Raw genomic sequence first — 14720 nt, 5'->3', positions numbered from 1 at the left:
CGATCGCGCGGCAGACGTAGGAGCGCTACGTCAATGCAGTGCGGTTACCGATGATCCGGAATAGCAGCCAGCCAAGCAGCACGATCGGCGCACTGAATGCCAGGACAGCATCGATACGTAGTAGTGCAGTGAGTGTACGGGCGGCGACGCGGACAGGCCGGTGGCCGGCAAACAGCTTTTCGTAGTCGGCTGCCGTTACCACTACCGGCGGATATAGCGCGAACACAATAGCGAGGCCGCGATACATATACGTCTCTAACTTGCGGCCTCCCAGCGGCACATAGATGCGCTCCAGGAATCTGAAATACCTGGCAGTCGCCGCACCATCCATGATTCCCAGGATGGAACCATCCAGGAATGGCCCGTAGTATGGGCTGGCGCGGTCCTGCCGTGAATTCAGCGGTTCTATGGTGACGTCGTGCAGCCCACCAGCGGCGAGATCAGCGAGCGTCAGATTGCGTGACTTCATCATGGGGATTCCGCCCTCGGCTACATCCACAATTCCGATGTGGTGCTGCCCATCGATTTCATACGGCACATTGAGAGCGCTATGGCCAACCCCTCGCAGAAAGTCCTCAATGTGGAGAAAGTGAGCGATCTGGAAGGAGACGCCATCATGGATCAATTGGTAAGCAAGACCATTGACGAAATTCGAGCAATTGCCGTTACCCTCAATGATCGTCCGCTGGTAGCGGTCGGGCGGATTGATCGCAAACACCTGCGCCGTAGAGTTATATGGAATCTTGCCAAGCGCCGTACGCACGTCTAAGAAGCGATGCTGCGCGGTGCCTAGATCCGTTACAGTGCCAGCTGTGATCACATTCGACCACTGGAAGGCAACGGGGTGCATCAGAAAGTAGGCGACGAGTGGCGTTTGTAGGGCGATGATGATCAGGCAAATCTTCCAAGGAAGTGCTGCATGCTTCTTGGTCAACGCCGAGAGCCCCGCATCAGCATGCATCGCGATCAGATCCTTCCAAAGGCGTCCTCGAGGGCCGTGGCTGCCTGTTCCAAGGCTGACTTCCAGTCGACTTGCAATGAAGTGAGGCGGCCGAATCCAGCTGTCACCAAATCATGACGTAACTGCGCATCGTCCCTCAGTCTAATCAGAGCTTGCGCGAGATCCATCATAGAGGTCGGGTCAAAGTACAAGGCCGCATTACCGCAGACCTCGTGTGCAAAGTCTAGATTGGAAGTGACGATCGGTATGCCGGTCTGCATGGCTTCCAAATATGTCCCGGAAAAGGATTCCAGCAGCGATGGCAGCAGCATGACGTCTGCGTCCTGGCAAGCGAGCGCAAGATCCGTGATCGGTATGGGCCCGGTATTCACGATCTGCCGTTCAAGGTGGTCTGCGCTGATCGCCTGCAATAGTCGACGGGCTCCGGGATGCTGGTTTGCAGAGATAGTCAAGCGGATCTCAATATCATGCAGCTCGTGGCGAAACTGCCGGAATGTATTAGCGATTAGTTCCAGGTTCTTGTGCGGATAGTAGCGACTGAGCACCAGCACGCGCAGAGGCAGCCCTTGGGGCGGGGTGGAGTGTGGCGTCGCATGCGGCCGGCTGTCGAGGAAGTTGGGTAAGACGGCCACAGAACCGGCGAAATTCCAAGCCTCCAGAAACCGAGCTTTCATGCAGGTCGTCTGCAGAAACACAAGCCGCGCGTAGCGGAGCGAGCGTCGCAGGCGTAGGCGGTTTACGGCCAGCTGTAGACGGTCAGCTGGACTCAGCGGCCCGTAATGGCTGGCCGGATAAACGAAATGCGCATCCTGCAGCAGCATTGCATGGAGGCGGGCATGAACGGGAACAGTTGCGTTGCCCAAGCTGAAAATGATGTCCGGCGCGAAGCGGCGAATTGCGCGTGGGAGGGCCATCTGCTCGAACAGTAGACGAGTGGCCCGGCTTGTCTGCCGGAATGGCAGGGTGTGCACATGCGGCTGCCCTGTGGCCGCCAGATATTCCGGCATGTCGGGTACAACACAGAGAAATTCCCAGTCGGGGCGGACGCGTGGCAGGCCGCCCGCTATGTTTACGCCGACCGGGACACCCCCGCCAGCGCGGAGGGCATGGGCGACGATTGCGACCCGCATGTCAGCAGCACCTGCGCATCACACCACCACCAGTTCTCCCGCCCGGTCAACGAACGTCTGCTGCCAGACCTCCAGGTTGACCAGCGCGTAGAGCAGGTAGGAGTGATCCGCCCGGCCAGCCACCGATTCGCGGCGAAGCTGGTCGATAGCCTGTGGATCGAACAGGCCACGTGCGCGCACACGCGCTGGCGACAGCAGTTCGGTCACCACGCCGGCCATGTCCCCGTGTATCCACTTGCGCAGCGGTGCGCCGAATCCGGCCTTGGGCCGGTAGATCACCTGGCGGGGCAGCCACGGCTCCATGGCTCGCTTGAGCAGGTACTTCGTGACGTTGTTGCGCATCATCAGTCTCTCGGGAATTCGTGCAGCGAGCCGCATGACTTCGAGATCCATGAAGGGAACCCGGACCTCGATGGAAGCAGCCATGCTCGACTTGTCGGTATAGAGGAAGTTGTGCGCGGCGAGGAATGTCTGCGTGAGGAGATGCGAGTGGTGGTTGAGGTTGCCATGGCCGCTGAAGGCAGCCGAGTAGTTGAGGAGGCAGGGCGGGACGGCACGCCGGAGCGGCCGCCCGAGCAGACGCTCGCGGACTTCTGGCGCCGACCAGTCGGTCAGCGCAAGGTGGCGTTCCAGTGGTGATCGTGCCTGCATTGCGCGCCGGAACTTGGCGAGCCGGCGCGCCAGGGGTGCCGAGGCGCCGGTGAACCGGCGTGTGAGGCCGGCGGCGATGCCGAGCGCGCCGGACAGCAGGGGTCGCGGAAGGTGCTGCATGCTCTCGATGCGCCTGATGGCGGCATGACTGCGATAGCCGAAGAACACCTCGTCACCGCCCGTACCCGAGAGCAGGACCCGCAAGCCGTCCTCGCGTGCCTGTCGTGCGATCAGATAGGAGGGGAAGATGGCGGGATCGGCGTCGGGCTCGTCGAGATGGTAGACCATGCGCGGCAGCAGGCTGATCACATCGGGCCGGATATCCACGCTGACGAGCTGCAGGCCAAGGTGGCGGGCCACGGCCTCGGCGAAGGGCTGGTCATCGACGCCCTGTTCGGCGGCCATTTCCCCGGGCGGAAATCGTGCGGAATAGGCACGGATTTCCCGGTCGGGGAAGGCGCTGCGCATCGCGGCGAGAATGCTGGAGGAATCGAGGCCACCCGAGAGGAAGGCGCCCAGGGGCACGTCGGAGATCATCTGCGCCGTTGCCGCGCGCGTGAACGTCGTGCGGATGGCCTCGATCCATTCGTCCTCGCCGGGGCCGGGATCAGGGTCGTAATCCATGTGGAACCAGCGGCGCACCGTCAGCTTGCCAGCCTCCCAGACGAGGTGATGGCCCGGCTCCAGCTTGCGGATGCCCTCGATCATGGTGTCGGCGCCAGGCACCCAGAGGAAGGTCAGGTAGTCCACCACGGCCTCGGGATTGAGCCGCCGCGGCAGGCCGGGCACGTGCAGCAGTGCCTTCACCTCGGAGGCGAAATACAGCACGCCGGCATGCTGGCAGTAATACAGCGGCTTGATGCCGGCATGGTCGCGCGCGAGGACCAGCCGGTTTCTGCGCTGGTCCCAGAGGGCGAAGGCGAACATGCCGTTGAGCCGTGCCAGCGCGTCGAGGCCGTCACGCTCATACAGTCGCAGCAGCACCTCGGTGTCGCTGTGGCTGTGGAAGGCCACTCCCCCAGCCTCGAGGCTCGCACGAAGCTCCGGGAAGTTGTAGATCTCGCCGTTGTAGGCGAGTACCAGCGAGCCATCCGGCGTGCACATCGGCTGGTGGGCGGCGGCCGACAGGTCGATGATGGACAGCCGGCGGTGGGCGAGTCCCACCTGGGCGTTCTCGTCCGTCCACATGCCTTCGTGGTCCGGGCCCCGGTGCGCCAGCGTGCGGACCATGGCCTGGAGCAACTCCGGCTGGTGCGTGCCGGCGTAGCCGGTCAGCCCGCACATGAGGCACCCGGTAAGCAGGGCATAATCCGGTTCAGTTTCAGAAGCATGGGTGCCTGTACTACTGTAGTACGGTATTACTGTACACAAGTACCTGGCCCCGGCACGTGCGCCGACGCTCAAGGGCGGGATTTCTCGGCAAGGAGAGCTTCAGGCGCGTGCTTGCACGGTATTTCCACACCCTGCGCAGACTGCGGTTCCGCCAGCTCGCCGGGCTGCTGCGCCGGCGGGTCCTGCCCCAGCTGCCGGCGCGCCCGCCACGGGATCCCGGTCAGGCGCTCCTCCATCCGTGCCGCGCAGCCTTCCTCGCGCCCGTGGTGGAGGGGAGCGGGCTTCCCCGCCATCTCACTTTCCTCAATGACCCCCACCGCCTGCCGCTCGACGCAATCGACTGGCGCAGCCCCGCCCAACCCAAGCTCTGGCGCTACAACCTGCACTACATGGACTACCTGCGCGCACCGGACCTGCCGCCGGCGGATCGCGCACGGCTGATCGAGAGCTGGATCGCGGGCAACCGGCCGGGGAGCGTGGATGCCTGGGAGGCCTATCCGATCTCGCTGCGCGCGGTGAACTGGATCAAGGCCTTCTCCGAGGGCCTGGAGCCGCGGGAGGCGTGGCTGGCGAGCCTCGCCCTGCAGCTCGCCTGGCTGGAGCGCAACCTGGAGTTCCATCTCGGCGCGAACCACGTGGTGAAGAATGCCAAGGCGCTGGTGTTCGGCGGTGCGTTCTTCGGCGGCGCGCAGGCGGCGGCCTGGCTGGCGCGGGGCGTGGCGCTGATGGTGGAGCAGGGCGCGGAGCAGGTGCTGGCGGATGGCGGGCACTACGAGCGCAGCGCGATGTACCACGCGATCGTGCTCGAGGACTATCTCGATGCCATCAACCTGCTCGATGCCAATGCGTCGCTCGCGAGCGACGCCGATCGTGCGGCGCTGCGCGCGGTGGCGGCCCGGGCCTGGCACTGGCTTGCGCAGGTCCTGGCGGGTGATGGCGACATCCCGCTGTTCAACGATGCGGCCTTCGGCATAGCGCCGGCACCGGCAGCGCTGCTGGACTACGGGCGCCGGGTGCTCGGCGAGGGCGTGGCCGGCGGGGCGCCGGAGGACGCGGCCCCGCGCCGCATCGAACTGCCGGAGAGCGGCTACTACGGTTATCGTGCCGGCGGCGACAGCCTGCTGGTGGATTGCGGCCCGGGCGGGCCGGACTACCAGCCTGGCCACACGCATGCGGACCTGCTGAGCTACGAGCTCTGCCTCGACGGCGAGCGGGTGGTGGTGGACAGCGGCACCTACGACTACGAGGCGACACCGCTGCGCGCGCGGCTGCGGGGCACGGCGGCGCACAACACCGTGGTGGTCGATGGCGCGGACCAATCGGAAGTCTGGGGCGCGTTCCGCGTGGCGCGCCGCGCGCGGCCGCTGTTCGCCCGTCTCGGGCCGCTGGCGGGCGGGCGGCTGGAATTCCACGGCGCGCACGATGGCTACCGGCGCCTGCCGGGCCGGGTCGTGCATGAGCGTCGCATCACGGCGAGCCTCGATGGAACATGGGATATTGCCGATCGCCTCACCGGCGGCGGCGCGCATCGCCTCGAGAGCTTCATCCATCTGCACCCGGCCTGCCGCGTCGAGGCCGGGCCGGATGGCCGGTACCGGGTGCTCCGCGAGGGGCGGACGGTGCTGTGGATCACGCCCCGGGGTGAGGCATCGGTGGAACTGCGCCGGGGGCTGCATTGCCCGGAGTTTGGCCGGCAGCAGGAGACCACGGTGGTGGTGCTGGTGCTGCAACGGCAGCTGCCGGTGGAGTTCGGCTACCGGCTGCAGCGCGCCGCGGCGGGCAGCCGGGAAGGGCCGGCCTGAACCCCCATTGCTGTTAGCATTCGGGCCCGGCGCCCGACAAGGAAAACGGATCGGAACCATGCGACAGGTCGTGCAGAACTACCGCAGCGGCGAGCTGGCCGTGCAGGACGTACCCGAGCCCACCGGCCGCGGCGGCGGGCTGGTGGTGGCCAATGCCGCCTCGCTGATCAGCGCGGGCACCGAGAAGTCCACGGTCAGCGTGGCCCGCAAGAACCTGCTCGGCAAGGCCATGGAACGCCCGGAGATGGTCCGCAAGGTGCTCAACAAGGCCCGCAAGGATGGCCTCGCCGACACCCTGAAGATGGTGTTCCAGCGCCTGGATTCCCCGGTGGCGCTTGGCTACAGCTGCGCCGGCGTGGTCATCGACGTGGGCCCCGATGTGCAGGGCTTCGCCGTGGGCGACCGCGTGGCCTGCGCCGGGCAGGGCTATGCCTCGCATGCCGAGCAGGTCTGGGTGCCGAAGAATCTGTGCGTGCACCTGCCCGAAAGTCTGGGCTTCGAGGAGGGCGCCTACGTCACTCTCGGCGCCATCGCCCTGCAGGGCGTGCGCCAGGCGGAGCCGCGCCTCGGCGATGTGGTGGCGGTCATCGGCCTGGGGCTGCTCGGGCAGATCACGGTGCAGATCCTCAAGGCCAACGGCTGCCGCGTCGTCGCCGCGGACATCGCCGCGGACAAGCTGGCGCTGGCGAAATCCTTCGGCGCGGACGAGGCGGTGCTGCCGGGCGAGCTGCCCGCGGCCGCCCTGGCGCTCGGCCAGGGGCAGGGCGTGGATGCGGTGATCATCACCGCCAGCACCCGCGACAGCGGGCCGGTGTCCGTGGCCGGCGAGATCTGCCGGCCGAAGGGGCGGGTCGTCGTGGTGGGCGCCGTGGGCATGGACCTGCCGCGCGAGCCCTACTACAAGAAGGAGCTCGAGCTGCGCCTCTCCATGTCCTACGGCCCGGGCCGCTACGACCCGGCCTACGAGGAGAAGGGGCAGGACTATCCCTACGGCTACGTGCGCTGGACCGAGCAGCGCAACATGGCGGCCTTCCTCTGGCTGATCCAGGCCGGGCGGGTCAACGTCAAGGCGCTGACCAGCCACCGCTACGGCATCGCCGAGGCGGAGGCGGCCTACCAGATGATGATGGCGGGGACCGAGCCCTACCTCGGCATCCTGCTCGAGTATCCCCCGCATCCCGCGGCGTCCGCGCCGGCACCTGCGCCGGTGGCTGTCCCTGCGGCGCCCGCGGGCAGCCTGGCGCTCGGTCTCATCGGTGCGGGCAATCATGTGCGCGACATGCTGCTGCCGCACCTCAAGGGCCAGCCCGGAGTGAGCCTGCGCTGGTTGTGTGGTGGTACCGGCATCTCGACCAACGCGCTGGCGGAGCGCCTCGGCATCCCCGGGCGCACCACGGATTTCACCGAGGTGCTGGCGGACGCGGCGGTGAACGCGGTGCTGATCGGCACCCGCCACGCGGATCACGCGCGCATGGTCATCGCCGCCCTGCAGGCGGGCAAGCATGTGTTCGTCGAGAAGCCGCTGTGCCTGACGGAAGAGGAGCTCGAGGCGATCCTCGCCGCCTGCCGCGCCCCGGCGGCGCAGTCCCTGCGGCTCATGGTCGGCTTCAACCGCGCCTATTCCAGCCACGGCCGGCAGGCGCGGGAGTTCTTCGCCGGCCACCGCGAGCCGCTGGTGATGAGCTACCGGGTCAATGCGGGGGCCATCCCCGCCAGCCACTGGGTGCAGGATCCGGCGGTCGGCGGCGGGCGCATCATCGGCGAGGGCTGCCACTTCCTCGATTTCATGGTCGAGGTCTGCGGCGCGTTGCCGGTGCGGGTGCGCGGCATCGCCATCGGCCGCCACGCCACGGGCATCACCTCCGACCAGTGCATCCTGACCTTCGGCTTCGCCGACGGCTCGGTGGGCACGCTGGTCTATGCCGCCGGGGGCGATGCCGCGCTCGCCAAGGAGCGCTTCGAGGCCTTCGGCGATGGCCGCGCGCTGGTGCTGGACGACTTCCTGGTGACGGAGCTGTACCAGGGAGGTCGCCGCCGGCTGTTCAAGTCCGGCAAGCGCGACAAGGGCTTCGCCGCGGAGATGGCGCAGTTCCGCCGCGAGGTGCTGGAGGGGGTCGCCCCCTCGCAGTCGCTGGAACGCCTGGAGGCCGTTTCCAGGGCCTGCATCCTCGGGGCGCGCAGCCTGCAGACCGGGGACGAGTACGGCTGGGCAGCCCCTTAAGCCCGGATTAACACCCGTCCGGGAGACTCGCGGGCAGGGCCGGGCATCCGGCCTGACATAAGGGGGAGTCCCTTTGCAGACCGTGCATCCCGTCCTCGCCCTGTCCGACAGGCGGGTTAGAATCCCCGGACCACAGCGCCGCACCGGGTGCCCGGGGCCAGAAAAACAACCACATCCGTGCGAATCCTGTTCCTCAGTCACTACTTCCCGCCGGAGGTCAACGCCCCGGCCAGCCGCACCTACGAGCACTGCCGGGCGTGGGTGGCCCATGGCCACGAGGTGGCGGTGCTGACCTGCGTGCCCAACCACCCGGCCGGGCGCATCTACGAGGGTTACCGCAACGGCTTCCTGCAGCGGGATGTCCGCTCCGGGATCCGGGTCTACCGCATGTGGACCTTCCTGGCGCCGAACAAGGGCTTCCTGCGGCGCACGATCAACTACAGCGTCTACCTGCTCATGGCGACCGTGCTGGCGCCGTTCCTACCGCGCACCGATATCGTGGTCAGCACCTCGCCGCAGTTCTTCTGCGGCCTGGCGGGCTACCTGGTCAGCCGGCTGAAGCGCGTGCCCTGGGTGCTGGAGATCCGCGACATCTGGCCCGAGTCCATCGTCGCCGTGGGGGCGATGAAGAAGAGCATCTGGATTCGCTTTCTGGAGTGGCTGGAGTCCTTCGCCTACCGCAAGGCCGACCACATCGTTTCGGTCACCGATTCCTTCTGCAGCCATATCGAGGCCCGCGGCGGGCGCCCGGAGAAGATCTCCGTCATCAAGAACGGCGTGGACCTCGCCTTCTTCGCGCCCTCGCAGAGCGCCAGCGACGTGGCCGAGGAGCTCGGCCTGAGCCGCAAGTTCGTCGTCTCCTATGTCGGCACGCACGGCGTCTCGCACGGCCTGGAGACCGTGCTGGAGGCCGCGCGCCTGCTGCGCGGCCAGCCCGAGATCGTCTTCCTGCTGGTGGGCGACGGCGCCCGGCGCGAGGCGCTGCTGCGCCAGCGCGACGAGATGCAGCTCACCAACGTCATCATGCTCGGCCAGCAGTCCAAGGTGCGCATGCCCGCCATCTGGGCGGCCACCGCGGTGAGCCTGGTGCTGCTGCGCGACCAGCCGCTGTTCCGCTCGGTGATCCCCTCGAAGATCGTCGAGAGCCTGGCGATGATGAAGCCCGTGATCCTCGGCGTGCGCGGCGAGAGCCAGGCGCTCATCGAGCAAAGCGGTGCCGGGCTGTGCATCGCGCCGGAGAATGCCGCGGAACTCGCCGGCGCGGTGCGCGAGCTCTGGGCCGATCCGCAGCGGCGCCTCGCCATGGGCCAGGCCGGCCGCGAGTGGGTGGAGCAGAACGCCGACCGCAGCCGCCTCGCCGAGCGCTACGAAGACCTGCTCGCCGCCGTCGTGGCCGAGCATCACCGCATCCCGGTCCGCCAGGACCCCGAGCCCTGAAGCCATGACAACGAACCCGGCCCCATCGCCCGCAACCCCTGCCGCCGTCCCGGCGCCGCCCTGGTCCCGCGCCGGGCTCGCCCTGCTCGTCGCCTGCGCGCTGGCGCTGGCGGTGATCTTCCGCGACGGCCTGTGGCTGATGGTGCAGTGGTGGCAGGAGCCCGAGTACCAGCATGGCTATCTGATCCCGCTGGTCAGCCTCTACCTGCTGTGGGCCAGGGCCGAGCAGCTGCGGGCCACGCCGACGGCGCCCTCGGCCGCCGGCCTGGTGCTGGTCGTGCTCGGCCTCGCCGGCTTCGTGCTCGGCGAGCTCAGCGCCATCTACACCGTCATCCAGTACGCCTTCCTGCTGACGCTCTGGGGCCTGGTGTGGACGGCCGTCGGCTGGCGCGGCGTGCGGGTGCTCTGGCCGGGGCTGGTGTACCTGGTGTTCATGATCCCGCTGCCGCGTTTCTTCCAGTGGAACCTCTCCAACCTGTTCCAGCTCTGGTCCTCGGAGATCGGCACCACGTTCCTGCGCGCCATCGGCATCAGCGTCTACCTCGAAGGCAATGTCATCGACCTCGGCGTCTACCAGCTGCAGGTGGTCGAGGCCTGCAGCGGCCTGCGCTATCTCTTCCCGCTGGTCAGCTTCTCGTTCTTCTGCGCCTACATTTTCCGCGGCCGCCTGTGGCAGAAGGCGGTGATCTTCCTCTCCGCGGTGCCGATCACCATCTTCATGAACAGCTTCCGCATCGCCGTCACCGGCGTGCTGGTCAACCGCTACGGCACCGGCCAGGCCGAGGGCTTCCTGCACTACTTCGAGGGCTGGATCATCTTCGTCGCCTGCATCGCGCTGCTGTTCCTGGAGATGGGCGCCTTCGCCCTGATCGAGAAGCGCCGGCTGGCCGAGGTGTTCGAGGTGGAGATCCCCGGCCTCGGGGATTTCCGCTACCTCGTCGGCGAGCGCGGCGCCCGCGCACCGGTCTACGTGGCGCTCGGGCTGCTGGTGGCCGGCATGGCCGGCTCGCTCGCCATCCAGGTCCGCGAGGAGGTGGTGCCGCAGGGGCGTGCCGCGCTCAGCAGCTTCCCGCTGGTGCTCGGCACCTGGCGCGGCCAGGACGGCGTCCTCGGCAGCGATGTGCTCGGCGAACTGAAGCTCACCGACTACCTGGTCGCCACCTACAGGCAGCAGGGCGACCCCGTGCCGCTGGACTTCTACGTCGCCTACTACGACTCCCAGCGCAAGGGCGCCTCGGTGCACTCGCCCAAGGCCTGCCTGCCCGGCGGCGGCTGGCAGATCGAGGAGTTCGGCACCCGCAGCCTCGCCGATGCCGGCCCGGGCGGCGCGCCGCTGCAGGTCAACCGCGCGCTCATCACCAAGGGCGACACCAGGGCACTGGTGTACTACTGGTTCATGCAGCGCGGCCGCTACCTCACCAGCGAGTACCTGGTGAAGTGGTTCATCTTCTGGGATTCGCTGTGGCACAACCGCACCGACGGCGCCATGGTGCGGGTCACCGTGCCCGTCACCGGCGGCGAGGACATCGCCGCCGCGGACCGCCGCGTGGAGGCCTTCATCCGCCTCGCCGAGCCGAAGCTCTACTACTTCATCCCGCAGAAGAGCCTGGTGGCGGGACCGGCGGGCAGCCCCGCGCAGTGATGATCACCAGACCCGACGGGAGCGCCGCGGCGACGACAGCCGCGCCAGGTGGCGTGGGCCGCCCGGGGACGAGCGATGTGCGGCCTCTGCGGCTTCATTGACCGGGGCCATGCCCGCGATGCCGCGTCCCGGGCCGCGATCCTCGGGGCGATGGCGGAGCGCATCCGCCACCGAGGACCCGACGACGGCGGCATCTGGCAGGACGCGGAGGCGGGCATCGGCCTCGGCCACCGCCGCCTGTCGATCATCGACCTCTCTCCCGAAGGCCACCAGCCGATGCACTCGGCCTGCGGCCGCTACGTCATCGCCTTCAACGGCGAGGTCTACAACTACCGCCAGGTCCGCGCCGAGCTCGAGGCCGCCGCCGGGCCGGTGGCCTGGCGGGGCCATTCCGACACCGAGGTGATGCTGGCGGCGATCGCCCACTGGGGGCTGCGCGCGGCGCTCGGGCGCTTCAACGGCATGTTCGCCTTCGCCCTGTGGGACAGGCAGGAGCGGACGCTGCACCTCGCCCGTGACCGCCTCGGCGAGAAGCCGCTGTACTACGGCTGGATGGGCGGGGTGTTCCTCTTCGGCTCCGAGCTGAAGGCGCTGCGGGCGCATCCGGCCTGGCGGGGCGAGGTGGACCGCGACGTGCTGGCCCTCTACATGCGCCACGGCTACGTGCCCGCGCCGTTCTCCATCCATGGCGGCATCCACAAGCTCCTGCCCGGCACCTGCCTGAGCCTGCCGGCAGCGGCCGCGCCCGGCGATCTCCCGCAGCCGCAGGCCTACTGGTCCGCGGCGCAGGTGGCGGAGCAGGGCGCGGCCAGGCCGCGCAGGGTGGCGCCGGAGCAGGCCATCGACGAACTGGAGGCGCTGCTGAAGGACGCGGTGGCCCTGCGCATGGAGGCTGACGTGCCGCTGGGCGCGTTCCTCTCCGGCGGCATCGACTCCTCCACCGTGGTGGCGCTGATGCAGGCGCAGTCGTCGCAACCGGTGAACACCTTCAGCATCGGTTTCCACGAGGCGGGGTTCAACGAGGCGGTGCACGCCGCCGAGGTGGCGCGCCATCTCGGCACCCGGCACACGGAACTCTACGTCAGCCCGGAGGAGGCGATGGGCGTGATCCCGCTGCTGCCCACGCTCTACGACGAGCCGTTCGCCGATTCCTCGCAGATTCCCACCTATCTGGTCGCGAAGCTGGCGCGCCAGCACGTCACGGTGGCGCTCTCCGGCGACGGCGGGGACGAGTTCTTCGCGGGGTACCGGCGCTACTTCCGTGAATCCGCCCTGTGGCGCCGCATCGGCTGGATGCCCCGGCCGCTGCGGCGCGCGCTGGCGTCGCTGGTCGGTGCGCTCGCACCGGAGTTCACCGGGCACCCGCTGCGCAAGCTCGCGGCCATGCTGCCGGCGGCATCGCGTGAGCGGTTCTTCGCCCACCGCATCTCCCATTGGCCCGAGCCGGAACGGATCGTGCCGGGTGCGCGCGAGCCGCTGACCGTGCTCACCGATCCTGCCCGCTGGCCGTCGTTCGACCGCTTCCTGGACTTCATGATGTTCCAGGACATGGTGATGTACCTGCCCGACGACATCCTCGTGAAGGTCGACCGCGCCAGCATGGGAGTGAGCCTCGAGGCCCGCGTGCCGCTGCTGGACCATCGCGTGGCGGAGTTCGCCTGGTGCCTGCCGCCGGATCTCAAGGTCCGGGACGGGCAATCGAAGTGGCTGCTGCGCCAGGTGCTGTACCGGCACGTGCCCCGCGTGCTGATCGACCGGCCGAAGCGGGGCTTTGCCGTGCCGATCGACAGCTGGCTGCGGGGACCGCTGCGCGACTGGGCCGAGGGGCTGCTGGCGGAGGACCGGTTGCGGCGCGAAGGCTATTTCGACCCGGCCGGGATCCGGGCGAAGTGGCGGGAGCACGTCTCGGGCGCGCATGACTGGTCGGGCCAGATGTGGTTCGTGCTGGGGTTCCAGGCGTGGCTGGATGCCGACGTGGCGGCCACGAGCCAGCCGGGCGGTGGACGATGAAACCCGCGGCCCCGCGGCAGAACGCCCTCGCCTGGTCGGCTGCCGGCTACGGCGCCTTCCTGGTGGAGACGGTGGTGGGGGTGGCGGTCTCCATCCTCACCGTGCGCACGCTCAGCGTGACGGACTACGGCGCCTACAAGCTCGCCGGCTCCATCATCATGATCGGCTCCTACGTGACCTCCTGCGGGCTGGAGGCCACCCTGCAGCGCTTCGGCGCGGAGATGGTGGCGCGCGGGCGCTTCGGTGCCCTGCGCTCGCTGCTGCTCGCGGTGCGGGTGGTGCGGGCGATCGCACTGCTGGCGTTCTGCGGCATCCTGCTGGCGGCGCGCGGGCCGGTCGGCGCCTTCTTCGCCTTCCCGCCGGCGCTGACCGATGCGCTGCTGCTGGTCTGCGCGATCCTCGTGGTGCAGAGCGCGAACAGCATCAACGGCTACAGCCTGTTCTCCGCGCGGGGCGCCTACGTGGAGATGAGCGGGCTGCGGGCGGTCGTGGCCTTGCTGAAGCTCGCCGGGTTCACCGTGGCTTTCCTCGCCGGGCTCGGCCTGGTCGGCGTGCTGGGCGCGCTGTTCGTGGCGCCGGCGCTGGCGCTGGCCTACATCCTGGTGCGCAACCGGCAGTGGCTCGGTGCGCATCCGCCGGCGGCGGGCGGCGCGGCGGAGATCGACGCCGACGACTACCGCGGCCGCATCCTGCGCTACTCGCTCATCGGCTACCTGGCGATCAATGTCAACGTGTTCCGCGATCTGTCGGTGGACAGCTTCGTCATCGCCCATTACCTCGGGCCGGAACAGGTGGCCCTGTACGGCCTGGCCTCGACGCTGATCCTGTTCGCGAACGCCCTCAACCCGGCGAGCCTGTTGCGCGGCGTGCTGACGCCGCTGCTGACCGCCCGCCATGCTGCCGGCGGCGGCCAGGCGGAGCTGCTGCGGGCCTTCCGCTTCCTCAACAAGGCGGTGATGCTGCTGCACTGGCCGCTGGTGACGCTGCTGCTGGTGCTGGGCGGGGAGGTGATCCGCCTGGTGTATTCGCCGGCCTATGCGCCAGCCTTCGGGCCGCTGGCGGTCCTCGCGGGCTTCGGCTTCTGCCTCGGGCTGACCTTTCCCTTCGTGCCCCTGATAGCGGTGCTGGAGAAGAACGTCCTGTTGCTGTTCTCGGGCCTGACCTCTGTCTACAATCTGCTGCTCGATGTGCTGCTGGTGCCACGCTGGGGCATCGCCGGGGCGGCGCTGGCGACGGGCAGCGCGGCGGTACTGCAGCTGGCGCTCTACTGGTTCGCCTTCCGGCGCGTGTTTTCGGTGCCGCTGAGTTTCCCGTTCGCGATGATGGGGCGCACGGTAGTCAACCTCGCGGTGCCGGTCACCGTGGCGCTGCTGCTGAAGGAACACGTGGTCGACGTCATGCAATTGCTGCTGCTCATCGCCGGCTGCGGGCTGCTCTACTGCGTGGCGGTGTTCTTCAACCATGGCCTCGATGCGGAGGAACTCCGCCTGTTCGACGGCCTGCGCCGGCGCGTGCGGGGCTGAGGGGCGATGGC

9 protein-coding genes are annotated in these 14720 nt (G+C 68.3%); 6 read left to right on the top strand and 3 right to left on the bottom strand.

Features of this window, described 5'->3' with window-relative positions:
- Window positions 1-25 precede the first annotated feature (25 nt).
- Genes HRU81_07825 through asnB (HRU81_07815) form a run of 3 tightly spaced genes read right to left on the bottom strand, consistent with a single transcriptional unit; the run spans window position 26 to window position 4026 of the window.
- Window positions 26-961: a hypothetical protein gene (locus HRU81_07825; GenBank protein ID QOJ32008.1), complete on the bottom strand. Its 936-nt coding sequence runs from the start codon at window positions 959-961 to the stop codon at window positions 26-28.
- Window positions 962-966: 5 nt separating this feature from the next.
- On the bottom strand, window positions 967-2091 hold the full coding sequence (locus HRU81_07820; protein QOJ32007.1) for a glycosyltransferase: 1125 nt from the start codon (window positions 2089-2091) through the stop codon (window positions 967-969).
- Window positions 2092-2109: 18 nt separating this feature from the next.
- Window positions 2110-4026 carry an asparagine synthase (glutamine-hydrolyzing) gene (gene asnB, locus HRU81_07815; GenBank protein QOJ32006.1) on the bottom strand — a complete coding sequence of 639 codons (1917 nt, stop codon included), beginning with the start codon at window positions 4024-4026 and terminating at the stop codon, window positions 2110-2112.
- Between the two features lie 104 nt (window positions 4027-4130).
- On the opposite strand from asnB (HRU81_07815), the gene HRU81_07810 reads away from it, so the two are divergent.
- The 6 genes from HRU81_07810 to HRU81_07785 all read left to right on the top strand — a co-directional run bounded on the left by HRU81_07810 (window position 4131) and on the right by HRU81_07785 (window position 14709).
- Window positions 4131-5876, top strand: a complete 1746-nt coding sequence (locus HRU81_07810) for an alginate lyase family protein (protein ID QOJ32005.1) — start codon at window positions 4131-4133, stop codon at window positions 5874-5876.
- A 58-nt stretch (window positions 5877-5934) separates the two neighbouring features.
- A complete protein-coding gene (locus HRU81_07805) occupies window positions 5935-8097 on the top strand; it encodes a Gfo/Idh/MocA family oxidoreductase (protein ID QOJ32004.1) in 2163 nt (720 codons plus the stop codon).
- 177 nt (window positions 8098-8274) lie between these two features.
- A complete protein-coding gene (locus HRU81_07800) occupies window positions 8275-9534 on the top strand; it encodes a glycosyltransferase family 4 protein (protein ID QOJ32003.1) in 1260 nt (419 codons plus the stop codon).
- A gap of 4 nt (window positions 9535-9538) precedes the next feature.
- Entirely contained in the window at window positions 9539-11176 is a 1638-nt protein-coding gene (xrtD, locus tag HRU81_07795) for a VPLPA-CTERM-specific exosortase XrtD (protein ID QOJ32002.1), read from the top strand.
- 75 nt (window positions 11177-11251) lie between these two features.
- Window positions 11252-13186, top strand: coding sequence for an asparagine synthase (glutamine-hydrolyzing) (gene asnB / locus HRU81_07790; protein QOJ32001.1), 1935 nt, complete (start codon window positions 11252-11254; stop codon window positions 13184-13186).
- Window positions 13183-14709: a polysaccharide biosynthesis C-terminal domain-containing protein gene (locus tag HRU81_07785; GenBank protein ID QOJ32000.1), complete on the top strand. Its 1527-nt coding sequence runs from the start codon at window positions 13183-13185 to the stop codon at window positions 14707-14709. The genes asnB (HRU81_07790) and HRU81_07785 overlap by 4 nt, the downstream gene beginning before the upstream one ends.
- Window positions 14710-14720 lie beyond the last annotated feature (11 nt).

Source organism: Gammaproteobacteria bacterium (assembly GCA_015709695.1).
GTDB lineage: Bacteria > Pseudomonadota > Gammaproteobacteria > Steroidobacterales.
The sequence above is the reverse complement of the archived record's forward strand: the minus strand, read 5'-3'. Positions and strand labels throughout refer to the sequence as shown.

Excerpts from the sequence above, each read along its gene's own strand:
- HRU81_07825 (QOJ32008.1), bottom strand. The coding sequence starts at position 961 with ATGCATGCTGATGCGGGGCTCTCGGCGTTGACCAAGAAGCATGCAGCA.
- HRU81_07820 (QOJ32007.1), bottom strand. The coding sequence starts at position 2,091 with ATGCGGGTCGCAATCGTCGCCCATGCCCTCCGCGCTGGCGGGGGTGTC.
- asnB (QOJ32006.1), bottom strand. The coding sequence starts at position 4,026 with ATGTGCGGGCTGACCGGCTACGCCGGCACGCACCAGCCGGAGTTGCTC.
- HRU81_07805 (QOJ32004.1), top strand. The coding sequence starts at position 5,935 with ATGCGACAGGTCGTGCAGAACTACCGCAGCGGCGAGCTGGCCGTGCAG.
- xrtD (QOJ32002.1), top strand. The coding sequence starts at position 9,539 with ATGACAACGAACCCGGCCCCATCGCCCGCAACCCCTGCCGCCGTCCCG.
- asnB (QOJ32001.1), top strand. The coding sequence starts at position 11,252 with ATGTGCGGCCTCTGCGGCTTCATTGACCGGGGCCATGCCCGCGATGCC.
- HRU81_07785 (QOJ32000.1), top strand. The coding sequence starts at position 13,183 with ATGAAACCCGCGGCCCCGCGGCAGAACGCCCTCGCCTGGTCGGCTGCC.